Annotated in this window: 14 protein-coding genes; all 14 read left to right on the plus strand. The window is 54.4% G+C overall.

The window, feature by feature from the left end; translation table 11 throughout:
• Window positions 1-4: 4 nt before the first annotated feature.
• Window positions 5-934 carry a site-specific tyrosine recombinase XerD gene (gene xerD, locus P2G53_RS04410; RefSeq protein WP_275814386.1) on the plus strand — a complete coding sequence of 310 codons (930 nt, stop codon included), beginning with the start codon at window positions 5-7 and terminating at the stop codon, window positions 932-934.
• Between the two features lie 126 nt (window positions 935-1060).
• The gene (locus P2G53_RS04415; protein WP_275814389.1) at window positions 1061-1753 is read left to right on the plus strand and encodes a DsbC family protein; all 693 of its coding nucleotides are present in this window, start codon (window positions 1061-1063) and stop codon (window positions 1751-1753) included.
• 248 nt (window positions 1754-2001) lie between these two features.
• Entirely contained in the window at window positions 2002-3303 is a 1302-nt protein-coding gene (locus P2G53_RS04420) for a homoserine dehydrogenase (protein WP_275814391.1), read from the plus strand.
• 14 nt (window positions 3304-3317) lie between these two features.
• Window positions 3318-4712: a threonine synthase gene (gene thrC / locus P2G53_RS04425; protein ID WP_275814394.1), complete on the plus strand. Its 1395-nt coding sequence runs from the start codon at window positions 3318-3320 to the stop codon at window positions 4710-4712.
• Window positions 4713-4789: 77 nt separating this feature from the next.
• Window positions 4790-5584, plus strand: coding sequence for a YdcF family protein (locus P2G53_RS04430; protein WP_275814398.1), 795 nt, complete (start codon window positions 4790-4792; stop codon window positions 5582-5584).
• Window positions 5581-7314, plus strand: a complete 1734-nt coding sequence (gene recJ / locus P2G53_RS04435; RefSeq protein ID WP_275814401.1) for a single-stranded-DNA-specific exonuclease RecJ — start codon at window positions 5581-5583, stop codon at window positions 7312-7314. Before P2G53_RS04430 ends, recJ begins: the two co-directional genes overlap by 4 nt.
• Before the next feature lie 31 nt (window positions 7315-7345).
• Complete coding sequence (gene nfo / locus P2G53_RS04440; protein ID WP_275814404.1) at window positions 7346-8218, plus strand: deoxyribonuclease IV; 873 nt, start codon at window positions 7346-7348, stop codon at window positions 8216-8218.
• A gap of 59 nt (window positions 8219-8277) precedes the next feature.
• Window positions 8278-10050: a bifunctional diguanylate cyclase/phosphodiesterase gene (locus P2G53_RS04445; protein ID WP_275814407.1), complete on the plus strand. Its 1773-nt coding sequence runs from the start codon at window positions 8278-8280 to the stop codon at window positions 10048-10050.
• Between the two features lie 66 nt (window positions 10051-10116).
• Entirely contained in the window at window positions 10117-10773 is a 657-nt protein-coding gene (locus tag P2G53_RS04450) for an NUDIX domain-containing protein (RefSeq protein ID WP_275814410.1), read from the plus strand.
• Window positions 10763-11203 carry a DUF1249 domain-containing protein gene (locus P2G53_RS04455; RefSeq protein WP_275814413.1) on the plus strand — a complete coding sequence of 147 codons (441 nt, stop codon included), beginning with the start codon at window positions 10763-10765 and terminating at the stop codon, window positions 11201-11203. Before P2G53_RS04450 ends, P2G53_RS04455 begins: the two co-directional genes overlap by 11 nt.
• Complete coding sequence (locus P2G53_RS04460; protein WP_275814416.1) at window positions 11196-11960, plus strand: metallophosphoesterase; 765 nt, start codon at window positions 11196-11198, stop codon at window positions 11958-11960. The genes P2G53_RS04455 and P2G53_RS04460 overlap by 8 nt, the downstream gene beginning before the upstream one ends.
• 79 nt (window positions 11961-12039) lie before the next feature.
• Window positions 12040-12663, plus strand: coding sequence for a YqiA/YcfP family alpha/beta fold hydrolase (locus tag P2G53_RS04465; protein ID WP_275814419.1), 624 nt, complete (start codon window positions 12040-12042; stop codon window positions 12661-12663).
• 15 nt (window positions 12664-12678) lie between these two features.
• Window positions 12679-14571 (plus strand): DNA topoisomerase IV subunit B, encoded by a 1893-nt coding sequence (gene parE, locus P2G53_RS04470; RefSeq protein ID WP_275814422.1) that lies wholly within the window; start codon window positions 12679-12681, stop codon window positions 14569-14571.
• Complete coding sequence (locus tag P2G53_RS04475; RefSeq protein WP_275814425.1) at window positions 14564-15862, plus strand: outer membrane beta-barrel protein; 1299 nt, start codon at window positions 14564-14566, stop codon at window positions 15860-15862. Before parE ends, P2G53_RS04475 begins: the two co-directional genes overlap by 8 nt.
• Window positions 15863-15900: the final 38 nt, after the last annotated feature.

Consider the following 15900-nt stretch of genomic DNA (forward strand, 5'->3'; position numbering starts at 1 on the left):
CTCGATGACGGCCAACACTGCTCAATTTCCTCTGTCTGCTCAGTCGGATGGGCATATCGAAGCCTATCTGGATGCCATCTGGATGGAAAAAGGACTCAGTGAAAATACCCTGGGTTCCTATCGCAGAGACCTGCGTGCGTTTGCCGGCTGGCTGGAAGCGCAGGGCATAAAACTCCTGCGTTGCCAGCGTATAAATCTACAGCAATACCTCGCCTGGCGACTAAAACAGCGCCTGAAACCCAGCTCAACGGCCCGTATGCTCTCCTGCCTGCGGGGCTTCTACCGTTTTCAACTGCGTGAAAATCAGATCGCTGAAGACCCGACCCTGCTGATTGAAAGCCCGAAACAGGGGCGACCTCTGCCGAAAACCCTGACTGAACATGATGTTGAGCAACTGCTGGCGGCACCTCAGCTGGAAGATCCGGTGCAGTTTCGTGACCGGGTGATGCTGGAGGTATTGTATGCCACCGGGATGCGCGTCAGTGAACTGGTGGGGCTGGAATTGCAGATGATGAACCTGAATCAGGGTGTTATCCGGGTCATCGGCAAAGGTGATAAAGAGCGACTGGTACCGCTGGGTGAAGAAGCAATCAGTTGGCTAAAGCGTTACCTGACACAGGTGCGCCCGCTTTTACTGAACGCGTCAGATGTGACGCTGGAGGCTGTTTTTCCCAGCCGGCGAGGGCAGTTTATGACCCGCCAGACTTTCTGGCATCGTATCAAACGTCATGCGTTAGTGGCGGGTATTGAGAAACCGCTGTCGCCCCACGTGCTCCGGCATGCGTTTGCAACCCATCTGTTGAATCACGGTGCGGATCTGAGGGTGGTGCAGATGTTGTTAGGTCACAGTGACCTGTCCACTACTCAGATCTATACCCATGTGGCTCAACAGCGATTGCAAAGCCTGCACCAGCAGCATCATCCACGGGGCTGAAGTGGAATGAACTTGCTGTTATTCTGCCAGTCCTAGTGATCAGGAATCCGCGTCTCCTGCGGTGTTAGCGTTGAGGAATGTATGAAAAAGTGTTTTGCATTTTTGGGCTGTCTTTTGTGGACCGGAATGGTCTGGGCAGTAGATGAGGATGTCGTCCAGCGTATCACGCAGAATCTGCAACAGGTGGATACTCGGATTGAAGTACAGTCGGTAAAGGACGCGCCGATGGAGGGGATGTTTGAAGTCACACTCTCCACCGGGGATGTTCTCTACTCGAATGCGCAGGGTGAGTATTTTCTGATCGGTCAGCTCTACCGGTTCAGTAAAGATCAGGGTTTCGTAAATCTGACTGAACAGCAGCGCAAAACCAGCCGTCGGGAATTGATGGCGCAAGTGGCCGATAAAGATACTGTGGTTTTCGCGCCTAAAGGCGAAGTCAAAGCAACCATTGATGTCTTCACCGATGTTGACTGCCCTTACTGCCGCAAGCTGCATCAGGAAGTGCCCAAGCTGAATGAGATGGGTGTGAAAGTGCGTTATCTGGCGTTTCCGCGCAAAGGTGAGGGCAGCCCAACTTTCAATCAGATGGTCTCTATCTGGTGTGCTGAGGGTGAAGCACGTCAGTCTGCCCTGACAGATGTGAAAGCGGGTGCTAAACTGCCCGCTGCAACTTGTGTTAACCCGGTTCAGGCACAATATCATCTGGGACAGGATGTCGGTGTGACCGGCACACCGGCTACCGTTCTTGAAGATGGTACATTGGTACCTGGATACCTGCCTGCAGCTAACATGGCAAAAATTCTGGGTATCACTGAGTAACCGTTTGCCGCGACCGTGTCCCGGCCTCGAGCCGGAGTGGCGGTTGCAGCCTCAGGGCGATGCGCAGCATCTGTTGCTGCATCGCCCGCCTTCTCTCCTCTCTCTGCTATTCTCAATCACCTGCAATATCGCTAATTGCATAGAGTCGTAAAACGCTTTTCGCTATAATGCGCGACTTAGTTTTGTGCTGCGGGTAAAACCCGTTGTTTCGTCGATCAAAACGTCCAACGAAAAGGTGAGGTGCACAGTTGAAACCGGTAAAAGTGGGAATCTGCGGACTGGGAACAGTCGGTGGCGGCACATTCAATGTTCTGAAACGTAACGCCGAAGAGATCGCGCGCCGCGCGGGTCGTCAGATCATTGTTGAGCAGATTGGTACCCGGCATGAAAACCCGGCTTGTGACACCAAAGGCACCCAGATCACTGCGGATATCTTTGAAGTGGCCAGCAACCCTGAAATCGATATCGTTGTCGAACTGATCGGTGGTTATGACGTGGCCCTTCAGCTGGTGATGACTGCCATTGAAAATGGCAAACACGTGGTCACGGCCAACAAGGCACTGATTGCTGTGCATGGCAACGAAATCTTCGAGGCGGCTCAGAAGAAAAACGTGATGGTGGCGTTCGAAGCCTCAGTTGCCGGTGGTATCCCGATTATCAAGGCGATCCGTGAAGGTCTGGCCTCTAACCGCATCAACTGGCTGGCAGGTATCATCAACGGTACCGGCAACTTCATCATGACCGAGATGCGTGAAAAAGGCCGTGATTTTGACGATGTCCTGAAAGAAGCGCAGGCGCTGGGTTATGCCGAAGCCGACCCGACCTTTGACGTTGAAGGTATTGATGCTGCGCATAAGCTGACCATTCTGGCCTCGCTGGCGTTTGGTATCCCATTGCAGTTTGAAAAAGCCTACACCGAAGGCATCAGCCAGATTACCCGTGAAGATGTGCAGTATGCTGAAGAGCTGGGCTACCGGATTAAACACCTGGGTATCAGCCGCAACGCGGCAGAAGGCATTGAATTGCGTGTGCACCCAACCCTGATCCCTCAGTCTGCCCTGATTGCCAACGTGAATGGCGTGATGAACGCGGTGATGGTGGACGGTGATGCTGTCGGTCAGACACTTTACTACGGTGCCGGTGCCGGTGCTGAGCCAACCGCCTCTGCTGTCGTGTCTGACGTTATCGATGTGGTACGTACTCTTACAGCTGATCGGGATAACCGTGTGCCGCATCTGGCGTTTCAGCCTTCTGCGCTGTCTGATGTGCCTGTACTGCCGATTCAGCAGACAGAAAGTGCGTTTTACCTGCGTATGAACGCGGTCGAAAAACCGGGCGTGCTGGCCAAAGTCAGCACCATTCTGGGTGAGGAGGGCATCAACATTGAAGCCATTATCCAGAAAGAGACCAAAGAGTATCAGGTTCCGGTGATCATTCTGACCCAGCGTGTGCTGGAGCAGAAGATGAATGAAGCGATTGCTCGCATTGAAGCACTGGAAGAGATCAACGGTCAGCTGACCCGGATCCGTGTTGAACATTTCACCGCTTAAGCAGGAGTGATTCAGTGAAATATATTTCCACCCGGGGTAAAGCTCCGGTGATGAATTTTGAAGAGGTATTGCTGGCGGGTCTGGCCAGTGATGGTGGCCTCTATGTGCCGGAAACCCTGCCAAGTTTCAGCCGGGAGGAGATCGCTTCCTGGGCGGGTCTGCCATACAACGAGCTGGCGTTTAAAATCATCAAGCCGTTTGTGTCCGATTGTGTACCTGATGCAGACCTGAAGCAGATGCTGGATGAAACCTATGCCGGTTTTAACCACATTGCTGTGGCGCCGCTGAAAGAGCTGGGCACCAATGAGTGGGTGCTGGAACTGTTTCATGGCCCGACCCTGGCATTCAAGGACTTTGCACTGCAGTTGCTGGGCCGTCTGATGGATTACGCCCTCACCAAACGCAACGAACGTCTGGTGATCATGGGTGCGACCTCCGGTGACACCGGCTCTGCGGCGATTGAAGGCTGCTACCACAGTAACCACCTGGATATCTTTATCCTGCATCCTTACCAGCGCGTGTCTGAAGTTCAGCGTCGTCAGATGACCACCCTGATCAAGGATAATGTGTTCAATATCGCCCTGCAGGGTAATTTTGATGACTGTCAGCAGATGGTCAAAGACAGCTTTGCCGATCAGGGTTTCCTGAAGGGTCTGAAACTGGGAGCGGTCAACTCGATCAACTGGGCGCGCATCATGGCGCAGATCGTTTACTACTTCTCTGCTGCGCTGGCGCTGGGTGGTCCGCACCGTCCGATCTCTTTCTCCGTACCAACCGGTAACTTCGGTGATATTTTTGCGGGTTATCTGGCCAAACAGATGGGTCTGCCGATCCAGCAGCTGGTGGTCGCGACCAACCGCAACGATATTCTGCACCGTGTCATCTCCGGCAATGATATGTCCAAAGGTGAGCTGGTACATACCCTGTCACCGTCGATGGACATCATGGTCAGCTCCAACTTTGAGCGTCTTTTGTTTGATGTTTATGGCCGTGATGGCGCTGCGATCAGCAAACTGATGGATGACTTCAAAGCGGGTCCGGTTTCACTGGGCGATGGTAACTGGGATCAGGTGCGTGAACTGTTTGACAGCTGTGCGGTAGATGATGAAACCACATGTGAAGTGATCAAGCAGGTGTTTGCTGAAACCGAATATCTGCTGGATCCGCATACCGCGATTGGTGTTAAAGCGGCACGTGAATGTAACCGTGACAGCTCTGTGCCGATGGTAACCCTGGCGACTGCGCATCCGGTGAAATTCCCTGATCCGGTGGTCAAAGCCGGTCTGGAATCACCACAGTTACCACCGCATATGGCGGATCTGTTTGAGCGTGAAGAGCGCTACGAAGTACTGGCCAATGATTTGGCTCAGGTACAGGGCTTTATGGCGTCTCACGTTCATACTGCTTGAGCCTGACCGCCAGTCTGCTATAACAAAAGCCCGACCCTGTTGTCGGGTTTTTTGTCACTGAAGCACAGGACGTCAGCATGCAGGATCTGTTTTTTTACCTCTCCAAAGCCCTCTGGTTTGTGATCTCGCCGGATCATTTTCTCTGGCTGGTGACACTGTTTGCTCTCATTTTCTGTCGTCGTCGTATCGGCTTTCTGCTGTTGTTACTGGCGGTAGTGGGTCAGGGTGTGATGGCTTTTTATCCGCTGGGTAATCTGCTGCTGAGACCGCTTGAGCAGCGCTTTGTGCAACCGACTGAACTGCCTGACAATCTGGCTGGCATCATTGTGCTGGGTGGCGGTGAGGATGCTGAAGAGAGCTATTTGCACCAGCAGCCGCAGTTTAACGAAGGCGCAGAACGGCTGATGGTATTACCCGCGCTGATGCAGCAGTACCCCGATCTGCCGGTGATCTTTACTGGTGGCTCCGGTTCAGTGTTACAGCAGGCGTTTAAAGGTGGCGATGTGGTGCAGCAGTGGCTTCAGGAACAGGGGCTCGAAGATCGGGTATTGATCGAACGTCAGTCACGTAATACCCGGGAAAATGCGATTCTCAGTGGTGACCTGGTTCCGGATCAGTCTACAGGCCCCTGGCTGTTGGTGACCTCCGCGTTTCATATGCCGCGCTCCGTAGGCGTGTTTCAGAAAGCGGGCTGGCAGGTGGTCGCCTATCCCGTGGATTATCGGTCAACCAGTGACCGGATCAGGCCGCTTATGAATCAGAATATGGCCGATCTGAATACGGCCGTGCGTGAGTGGGTGGGGTTACTGGCTTACTATCTGTCCGGTTATACCGATACCTTTTTTCCTGCACCGGCACCTGAGCAACCATGAAAACTGTCCGAATCAGTCAACGCCCTGAGCCCGATCGTTCTTTACCGATTTTTAACCAGATTCATGGGGTATTGGCACGGATTTACGCCAGTCGTGGTGTCACCGATCTTGAGGGGTTGGGCCGCAACCTGACCCAGTTATTGCCGGATCAGCAGATGAAAGGTCTTGATCAGGCGGTGGAACGGTTGAAACATGCCCTGCATGTCGGCGAATCGATTCTGATTGTCGGTGATTTTGATTGCGACGGTGCCACCAGTACGGCGGTTATGCTGCTGGCGCTGCGGCAGATGGGGGCAGCCAAGGTCAGTTATCTGGTGCCTAACCGTTTTGAGTATGGCTACGGCCTCAGCCCTGAGATCGTTGCTGAAGCTCTGCACGATAAACCGGACCTGCTGATCACGGTGGATAACGGCATCTCCAGTATTGAAGGAGTGGCGGCGGCCAATGCCGCGGGTGTAGATGTGATCATCACCGACCACCATCTGCCGGGCAGTGTGCTGCCGGACGCCTGTGCCATTGTTAATCCCAATCAGCCGGGCTGTGAGTTTGTGGCTAAGTCCACCTGTGGCGTAGGGGTGGTGTTTTATCTGCTGATCGCTCTGCGTCGTGCGCTGCAGCAGCAGGACTGGTTTGAACAGCGGGGCATTGCGGTGCCCAATCTGGCCAGCTTGCTGGATCTGGTGGCGCTGGGGACCGTGGCGGATGTGGTGGCGCTGGAGCAGAACAACCGGGTGCTGGTGCATCAGGGTTTGCAGCGAATTCGGGCCGGGCACTGTCGACCCGGCATTCGTGCGCTGATTGAGTTGTCTGGACGTCAGCTGGCCAAACTGAATGCCAGTGATCTTGGCTTTGCAGTGGCGCCACGGTTGAATGCGGCCGGGCGACTGGAAGATATGTCGATCGGCATTGAATGCCTGCTCAGTGAAGATGATGCGGTGGCCCGAGAACTGGCGCAGATGCTGGATAATCTGAATCAGGAGCGGAAAGGGATTGAGCAGGAGATGCAGCAGCAGGCGTTGCAACTACTGCAACAACTGCAGTTGTCCGATACCGATCTACCCTATGGGTTGGCGCTTTACAGCGAGGAGTGGCATCAGGGTGTGATCGGCATTCTGGCCTCAAGGATCAAGGATCAGGTACACCGTCCGGTGATAGCGTTTGCGCCCGGTGATGCCGGTCAGTTGAAGGGGTCGGCCCGGTCCATCCCCGGCTTTCATATCCGGGATGGACTGGATGCGATCGCAGCGCGTTATCCGGATCTGCTTTGCAAGTTTGGCGGCCACGCCATGGCGGCAGGTCTGACCATCCGGGAGGTTGATCTTGCTTTGTTTCAGCAGGCCTTTGCTGATGAGGTGCAGCGGGTGTTGGCGCCGGAAGCACTGGAGCAGATCCTGTTGACCGATGGTCGTTTAAAGGCCGATGAACTGAACATGGAACTGGCGCAGTTGCTGCGGGAGGCCGGTCCCTGGGGGCACCAGTTTCCAGAGCCGCTGTTTGAGGGTGAGTTCTCTCTGCTGCAGCAGCGGATTGTGGGTCAGCGCCATCTGAAAATGGTCCTGATGGAACCACAAACCGGTCTGGCTCTGGATGCGATCCAGTTTAATGCCGATATGGAGTTATGGCCCAACACCTCTGTGAATCGGGTCAGGGTTGTTTATCGGTTGGATGTAAATGAGTTTCGCGGACAGCGGACGGTGCAGTTGTTGCTGGATTACCTGCAACCCCTCTAGTGGTTGTGTGATACCTGAGTTGTGAGAAGTGATGTCTGAGTTAAAATCCTATTATGTCGGTGCCCATGTCAGTGCCAGTGGCGGGGTGCAGAATGCACCGCTGAATGCCCGGGCGATTGGCGCAAATGCTTTTGCGCTATTCACTAAAAATCAGCGCCGCTGGGAGGCGAAACCGCTGGACCCGAAAAGCATTGATGCGTTTCGTGAGAACTGTGCCGCGGCAGGTATCAGTGCGGAACAGGTACTGCCGCATGATTCCTATCTGATCAATCTTGGTCACCCTGATAACGAAGCGCTGGAAAAATCCCGTCTTGCGTTTGTGGATGAGCTGGAACGCTGTGCGCAGCTTGGCCTGTGTTATCTGAATTTCCATCCCGGCAGTCATCTGCGGGAGATCAGTGAATCGGAGTGCCTGACGCGGATTGCGAAGTCGATTAACCTGGCGCTGGATCAAACCGAAGGTGTCACTGCCGTGATAGAAAACACCGCCGGACAGGGCAGTAACCTGGGTCATAGCTTTGCCCAGATCGCTGAGATTATTGATCAGGTGGAGGATAAAACCCGGGTTGGCGTCTGTCTGGATACCTGTCATCTGTTTGCAGCTGGCTATGATCTGCGAACCGCTGAGTCCTGTGCGGAGGTATTCAGCGACTTTTCTGACACCGTCGGCTTTGAGTACCTCTGTGGTATGCATCTTAATGATTCAAAAGGTGGTTTGAACTCCCGTCTGGATCGCCATCACAGTCTCGGGCAGGGTGAGATAGGGCTGGAGGTGTTTCGTTTTCTGATGGCGGATGATCGTTTCAGAGGCATTCCATTGGTGCTGGAGACCATCGATGAAACCATCTGGGCCGATGAAATTCAGCTGTTAAGGCAGTTTGCTGTCAGGGCTGTCACAGAATAGTCGTAAAAGCTTCATACACTTGCCGCTAATTGTTCTTCAAGCGTAGTAGGCTCAACTGTATGAACTCAACGACCATGCAACAGGACATGGATATCAGCTATGGATTGCTGCGTGATTTACTGCAAAACGAAACCCTTTTTCCTCACTTTCAACCCATTGTAAACCTCAGTCAAAACCGGATTCTGGGTCATGAAGCCCTGATCAGGGGGCCCGCCGGGCATCCGCTTGAGATGCCGGGGGCTTTGTTCACTACGGCCATTAAGCATGGTTTGCTGCATGAGCTTGAGCTGTTATCCCGCAAATGCAGCCTGGCCAAATTTGCCGAGCTGAAACCGGGCGGCAAGCTGTTTCTGAATGTCAGTGCCTCTCTGCTCAGCAACAAGGATCATCAGCAGGGGTTTACCGAGAATCTGCTGCGGCAACTGAATCTGGAAGTTGAAGACATAGTGATTGAACTGTCGGAACAGCATCCGTTTGATCACCAGGGTCTGACCCGCAATGCCGTTGAACATTATCGCAGGATGGGTTTTAAAATTGCGATTGATGATCTGGGTGCAGGTTACTCCGGGCTAAAGCTCTGGTCTGATATCTGTCCGGATTACGTCAAGATTGACCGCCACTTCATTACCCGGGTGGACCGTGATCCGGTGAAATGTGAGTTTGTCCGGGCGATCTGTAATATCAGTCAGGTCATGGGCTGTCAGGTGATTGCTGAAGGCATTGAACGTCCCGCAGAAATCCGCGCGTTACAGAGCCTGGGTATTTCTCTGGGGCAGGGTTTTCTGCTGGGGCGTCCCATGCCGCAACCCCAAACGGAATGGCAGCCACCCGAATTGCCGCCGCAGGAAGTGGTTGAGCGTTTTTCAGACAACACCGGCATGACGGCTTTTTCACTGCTGCGGGCGGCGCCGGCACTCAAGCCAGAGGACAGCCTGCTGACGGCATCGGAGCTGTTTCACACTCATTCGGGCCTGACTGTGTTACCGGTGCTGAAACAGCAACGGCCACTGGGAATTGTGCGCAGAAGTGATCTGCTTGAGCTGTTCTCGACGCCTTATGGTCGGGCACTGAACGAGAAGAAACTGGTATCCCGCATCATGCGACGGGATATCATCGTAGCGGAAAGTAGCCAGTCGTTGGCGGATGTGTCGCAAAAGATCACCAATCAGGATATTGGTGATCTACAGCAGGAGCTGGTGATCGTGCAGGACGGTCTCTATCTTGGCGTGGGATACATTCGTGATCTGCTGAAGCAGATTACAGAACTGAAAGTGCAGAATGCCCATCATGCCAACCCCCTCACACTGCTTCCCGGTAATGTGCCTTTGCAGCGGGAGATCGATCGCCGGCTGCAGCAGGTGTTGGATTTTCGGGTTGCCTATTTTGATCTGAATAACTTTAAACCCTTCAATGACTCATATGGGTATGCCAAAGGCGATCAGGTTATCCGAATGGTAGGTGAGCTGCTGGTGAAATATACGGCCTGCAATGACAACTTTATCGGACATATTGGTGGTGATGATTTCGTTGTGATCTTTGGCAGTCATGACTGGCAAAAGCAGTGTGAACAGGTGCTGCATTCTTTTGATGAAATCATTTGTGATTATTATCAGCCAGCTGACCTGATGCAGGGTGGAATTATTGGCCAGGAGCGCGGTGGTCAGCAGGCGTTTTTCCCGGTGATGGGGCTCGCAGTTGGGGTGGTGCATCCAGATCCCTACCGCTCTCAGAACCATAACGAGGTGGCGGAGCTGGCTGCCATGGCGAAAAAAGAGGCGAAACGACAGTCAGGTAGTTTCCTGTTCATTGATCGCCGTCGTGCGAGCCATTGATTTAACTAAGCCCCTTCTGCTTCAATCGGTCATGCTATAGTGAAGCTTTGGCAAGCAGGGGCGTATATGGCAGAGCAGCACTGGTCACCCACTTTCAGCAGCACCGACTATCGACTGGAAACAGAAGAAACACTTTATCAGGGTTTCTTCCGCATGCTTCGCCTGACTTTGCAGCACAGAACCTTTGCCGGTGGTGAGATCAGTATTCGGCGTGAGCTATTTTACCGGGATGATGCGGTCTGTGTGCTGTTGTATGACCCGGCGCTGGATCGGGTGGTGCTGATTGAACAGTTTCGTGTTGGTGCACTGGAACACCCTGATGGCCCATGGATGCTGGAGCTGGTGGCCGGCATTGTTGAAGCGGGCGAAACCCCGGAGCAGGTCGCACAGCGGGAAGCGGTAGAAGAGGCGGGTGCAGCGCTTGGTCCGCTGGAGCATATTATCCGTTATGTACCGAGTTCCGGTGCGACACGTGAGTATATTGACCTCTATTGCGCCAGAGTGGACAGTCGTCCGTTAGGCGGTGACTTTGGTCTGGCGCATGAGGGAGAGGATATTCGGGTGCATCTGCTGGATGCTGCAGATGCCTTTGCATTAGTGTCTAATGGTAAGATCTATAATTCGCCAGCCATTATTGCCCTGCAATGGCTGCAACTGAATCAGACGCGCTTGCGTCAGCAGTGGGGCGATCACCCGGCTAACGGGGAGAATGATGAAACGTAAGTATGTACCTGATTTGAGCCGCCAGATGGCGATTTGCGAAACTAACTACGCCCGGATCATGAAGCTGATGCCTGATCTGGATCGTCGTGATGTGCGCAATTTTCAGATCAGCTGGCAGAATCATCAGGCGGAGCTTGAGATCCGTGTCGATGAACGTTTCCGTTACACCTCAACGGTTGTGGTCAGACACCGTTTTGCCTCCGACCTGCCGTGGCTGGCAGCCCCGGCTATGGTGGTCAGGCTCTATCATGATGCGGCCATGGCGGAAGTGGTCTGCCTGCAACGTAAACAGCTTTCAGGCGCTTATCCTTACCCCAACCGGCAGATGCATCAGCCGGACGAAAAAGCGCAGCTGAATCAACACCTGGGTGAATGGCTCAGCGAGTGCCTGCAACACGGACACTGTGCAGAACCGGTGTTCAGTGGCTGAAGCAACCCCCATCAATCTGTTACAACTGACCGATCTGCACCTGCCTGAACAACCGGGTACGTTACGCAGAGATGCGGATGCCGAAGCGCGTTTTCTGCAGGCGCTGGCTGCCATTCAATCCCTCAGTGCCGACTTATTGCTGCTGACAGGTGATCTGACTCACCATGCGCCGTCTGCCTATACGCGTCTGGCGGAAGCGGTGGCGCCACTGCCGTATCCAGCCTGCTGGATTCCTGGCAACCATGATCTGCCCGATGCGATGGCTGGATTTCCTGCCCTTAGTCGGAAGCAAATCGACTTTGATCACTGGCGTATTATTCTGCTCGATAGCACATCAGAACCTAATGGCATTGGTGGTGGCTCTCTGGCTGCAACAGAGCTTTTGTTTCTGGAGCAGCAGCTGGCATCAGCGGGGTCAAAACATTGCCTGGTTGCTCTGCATCACAACCCGATACCGGTACAGAGTGTCTGGCAGGACCGGATCTCGCTGGGCAATCCTGAGGCTTTCTGGCAGATCATTGACGGATCTTCTCAGGTGCGAGGTGTGGTATTTGGTCATCTGCATCAGCGCCGGGATGAAAACCGTGGTCCGGTAAAACTGTTTTGTTCCCCGGCGACAGCGCCGCAATATAAAGCCGGCACCGAAGCTCCGGAAGATGAGCCGGACCCTGTTCTGGCCGCACCGGCATACAGTCACTACCGGCTCTGGCCAGAGGGGCATATTGAGGTCTCTGTCACCCATCTGTTCAATGAGTGAGCAAATCATTGTTTCAGGGTTCGCGGCATCCTATCAGAGACTGGACTTGCGCTGCGCTTACCGATATTTTCCCTAGGTTATGACCGCACCTTTTTTTATTTATGTTCATGGCTTTAACAGCTCGCCTCAGTCGATGAAAGCGCAGCTTTTTCTGCAATATATGCAGCGCTTGGGCCGGGCTGAGCAGGTGGCGATACCGGAGCTGTCGCATTGGCCCAGAGAGGCAATACGTACGCTTCAGGCGGAGGTTGAACGGCACTGGGATCGTGCCGTGATATTGCTGGGCAGTTCGCTAGGAGGGTTTTACAGCACCTGGTTAACTGAGCATTACCCGCATGTGCGCACGGTGCTTATCAATCCGGCGGTGAACCCACATGAATTGCTGCCTGCCTATCTGGGTGAAAACAGAAATCTTTATTCCGGTCAGGTGTATCAGTTAACCGAGGGGCATCTGCTGCAGTTACTGCAGTTGAAAACAGCACAGATCGCTGACCCGACCCGTTACCTGTTGCTGACCCAGACCGGGGATGAAACGCTCGACTACCGGGATGCGGTGGCAATGTTTGCTGATTCGCCTCAGTTTGTGCAGCCCGGAGGCAGTCATGGCTTTGAACAGTTTGAACAGTTGATACCGGCAATCCTGGCGTTTGCCGAAGGCCGGCTTGAGTTACCGCCGGTTACACCCCTTTACCCTACCAGTTGACAGGAACCGCACTCGATGTCGAAGCAATACAACGCGGAAGCCATAGAAGTTCTCAGCGGCCTGGAGCCCGTCAGACGACGCCCAGGCATGTATACCGAAACGGACCGCCCTAACCATCTGGCGCAGGAAGTCATTGATAACTCGGTGGATGAGGCGCTGGCGGGACATGCCAGCCAGATCGATGTCATTCTGAATAAAGATCAGTCCCTGACCGTGTCCGATGACGGACGTGGTATGCCGGTGGATATTCATCCGGAGCAGGGAGTCAGCGGTGTGGAACTGATCCTGACCAAACTGCATGCCGGGGGCAAGTTCAGTAATGATAACTACACCTACTCCGGTGGTCTGCACGGGGTGGGGGTCTCAGTGGTGAATGCGCTCTCCAAACTGCTGGAGGTGCAGGTGCGCCGCGACGGGCAGGTGTACCGGATCGGTTTTGCTGATGGCGAAAAGGTCTCAGAACTTGAAGTGATCGATACCTGTGGCAAACGTAATACCGGTACCACCGTGCGCTTTCTGCCCGACCCGGGTTACTTCGATAGCCATAAATTCAGTGTTTCCCGCCTGAAACATAACCTGCGGGCCAAGGCGGTACTCTGCCCGGGTCTGAAAGTCACCTTCACCGATCTTACAGGCGCCCAGCGGGAAAAAGAGGAGTGGTATTACGAGGACGGTCTGGTTGACTACCTCAAGGGTACCACTCAGGTTTATGAAACCGTGCCGGCTGAACCTTTTACCGGGTCACTGCAGGGTGAAGAGGACGCTGTCGAGTGGGCGGTGCAGTGGCTGCCGGAAGGCGGCGAGATGACCTGCGAAAGTTACGTTAACCTGATTCCCACGGCACAGGGCGGTACCCATGTAAATGGTTTCCGTACTGGCTTGCTGGAAGCGATGCGAGAGTTCTGCGAATTCCGTAATCTGCTGCCGCGTGGCGTAAAACTCACCGGTGACGATATCTGGGACCGCTGCTGCTATATCCTCTCTGCCAAGATGCGTGATCCGCAGTTCGCCGGTCAGACCAAGGAGCGTCTCTCTTCGCGCCAGATCGCTGCGTTTATCACCGGCGCCATCAAGGATGCGTTTTCCCTCTGGCTCAACAAACATGTGGAAGAGGGCGAAAAACTCGCCGAAGTGGTGATCAGCAACGCTCAGAAACGCCTGCGCTCTAACCGTAAGGTAGTGCGCAAGAAGGTGACGTCCGGTCCTGCCCTGCCGGGGAAACTGGCGGACTGCTCCGGTGGCGATACCATGCGGTCAGAGCTGTTTCTGGTGGAGGGTGACTCCGCGGGTGGTTCTGCCAAGCAGGCCCGTGACCGCGAGTTTCAGGCGATCATGCCGCTGCGCGGTAAGATTCTTAATACCTGGGAGGTGGACCCGGGCGAGGTGCTGGGTTCTCAGGAGATCCACGATATATCGGTGGCGATCGGTGTTGAGCCGGGATCTGATGATCTGACAGGCCTGCGCTACGGCAAGGTCTGCATTCTGGCGGATGCGGATTCCGACGGGCTGCACATCGCAACCCTGCTCTGTGCGCTGTTTGTGCGTCATTTCCGCCCGCTGGTGGCGGCAGGTCATGTCTATGTGGCGATGCCGCCGCTGTACCGTATCGATGTGGCGAAAGAGGTGTATTACGCGCTGGATGATGCCGAACGCGATGGCATCATGGAGCGCATCCGGGCCGAACGCTCCAACGCCAAGATTGGTGTGCAGCGCTTTAAGGGTCTGGGTGAGATGAACCCGATGCAATTGCGTGAAACCACCATGTCGCCTGATACCCGTCGGCTGGTACAACTGATGATCGAAGCGGGTGATGGAACCAACGAAATGATGGATATGCTGCTGGCCAAAAAACGCTCCTCCGATCGCAAGGAGTGGCTGGAAAGCAAGGGTAATCTGGCGGATGTATAAAGCAGCCGCGCTGCTACTGGTGCTGCTGGTTTCCGGTTCGGTACAGGCAGCACAACCCAAGGGCTGGTTTTACCAGCTCTTTGTCGACCGTGATCTGTGGCAAGAGCACCATATTGATATTTCAGCCCGCGTGCAGAGCGGACTGATCGCCTCTGATCTGGGAGGGGACAACGTCTTCCCCTCAGGTTTTCTCAATCTGCATGACGGCTTTGTCCTGAACCGGGCAGAGGTGCTGATCGAAAAACCCCTGAACAGTCGGGTGCGCCCCCGCATAGGGCCTTTCCCCGGTGGTACTTACCGGGACTGGGACTGGGGGTTTCTGGTGCAGGGGCGGTACGGTGAGGATTTCAGCCGTACCTATGGTTTTGATGACGAGCTGGGCCTGAATGAAGATAAAAAACGGGTAGCTATCCTGCCGCAATGGTTCGTTACCGCCTATGCGCCCTGGGGAGGTGGTACCACGTTTCAGTTCGGCACCTGGTTTACCAATATTGGCAATGAGATCGGTGCGCCGATTGATCCGCCGAGCCCGTTTTACAGCCATGCCTATGCGTTTATGTATGGCCCGACCAAACACTTTGGCGGCCTGTTGTCGACCCGATTGCCGGTGGATAAAACCTATGGACTGTGGGGTGTTGAGTTAGGTCTGGTAAAGGGCTGGAACAACCTGCAGGACAATAACAGCGATAAAAGCCTGATCACGGCGCTGCAGTGGCGTAGCCCTGATATGGCAACCTGGGTTGATCTTGAGAGTATCTGGGGCAATGAACAGTCAGAGCATGGCATCAGTGATCAGGCGCCTTTTATCGCAGTCAGCAGTCAGAGCAAAGATCTGTTCCGACAGTTTCATTCTCTGACGGTCAGCCATCAGTTTGGTGAGAAGAAAACCTGGCGAGGCGTGTTTAATACCGTCTACGGTCGTCAGGAAGGCGGGGATGTGCTGGCAGACAGCCATAACCCGCCCGGCTTTCTGATCGTAGAAACCAGCGAGTGGTATGGCTGGAATCTGAGTTTGATCCGGCAACTGCAACCGGGTTTGCAGGCGGCCATGAGATTAGAAGAACTGAAAGACCCGCAGGGGGCATTCTTTCTGCTGCCTGCGGGTGAGTACCGCGCCTGGACGGCGAACCTGTCCTGGTACCCACAGCCCTGGTTACGTATTCGTCCGGAACTGCGGTATGACACTTATCGGGGTGATGGCAAACCCTTTGGCGGGCAGGTGCCCACGTTGTTTAACGGCCGTGAAACTGAGCAGTGGCTGTTTTCAATTGATGCGACCCTATTTTTGTAACGCTGTGATATGGCAGCGCTAAGCGAATGGTGAAGATA

This window comes from Neptuniibacter sp. CAU 1671 (assembly GCF_029222905.1).
Taxonomy (GTDB): Bacteria; Pseudomonadota; Gammaproteobacteria; order Pseudomonadales; family Balneatricaceae; genus Neptuniibacter.

What these genes read in the sequence shown, in the direction of transcription:
- P2G53_RS04465 (WP_275814419.1), top strand. Translation starts at nt 12,040, where the DNA reads ATGACCGCACCTTTTTTTATTTATGTTCATGGCTTTAACAGCTCGCCT.
- parE (WP_275814422.1), top strand. Translation starts at nt 12,679, where the DNA reads ATGTCGAAGCAATACAACGCGGAAGCCATAGAAGTTCTCAGCGGCCTG.
- P2G53_RS04415 (WP_275814389.1), top strand. Translation starts at nt 1,061, where the DNA reads ATGGTCTGGGCAGTAGATGAGGATGTCGTCCAGCGTATCACGCAGAAT.
- P2G53_RS04450 (WP_275814410.1), top strand. Translation starts at nt 10,117, where the DNA reads ATGGCAGAGCAGCACTGGTCACCCACTTTCAGCAGCACCGACTATCGA.
- nfo (WP_275814404.1), top strand. Translation starts at nt 7,346, where the DNA reads ATGTCTGAGTTAAAATCCTATTATGTCGGTGCCCATGTCAGTGCCAGT.
- xerD (WP_275814386.1), top strand. Translation starts at nt 5, where the DNA reads ATGACGGCCAACACTGCTCAATTTCCTCTGTCTGCTCAGTCGGATGGG.
- P2G53_RS04430 (WP_275814398.1), top strand. Translation starts at nt 4,790, where the DNA reads ATGCAGGATCTGTTTTTTTACCTCTCCAAAGCCCTCTGGTTTGTGATC.
- recJ (WP_275814401.1), top strand. Translation starts at nt 5,581, where the DNA reads ATGAAAACTGTCCGAATCAGTCAACGCCCTGAGCCCGATCGTTCTTTA.
- P2G53_RS04445 (WP_275814407.1), top strand. Translation starts at nt 8,278, where the DNA reads ATGAACTCAACGACCATGCAACAGGACATGGATATCAGCTATGGATTG.
- P2G53_RS04475 (WP_275814425.1), top strand. Translation starts at nt 14,564, where the DNA reads ATGTATAAAGCAGCCGCGCTGCTACTGGTGCTGCTGGTTTCCGGTTCG.
- P2G53_RS04455 (WP_275814413.1), top strand. Translation starts at nt 10,763, where the DNA reads ATGAAACGTAAGTATGTACCTGATTTGAGCCGCCAGATGGCGATTTGC.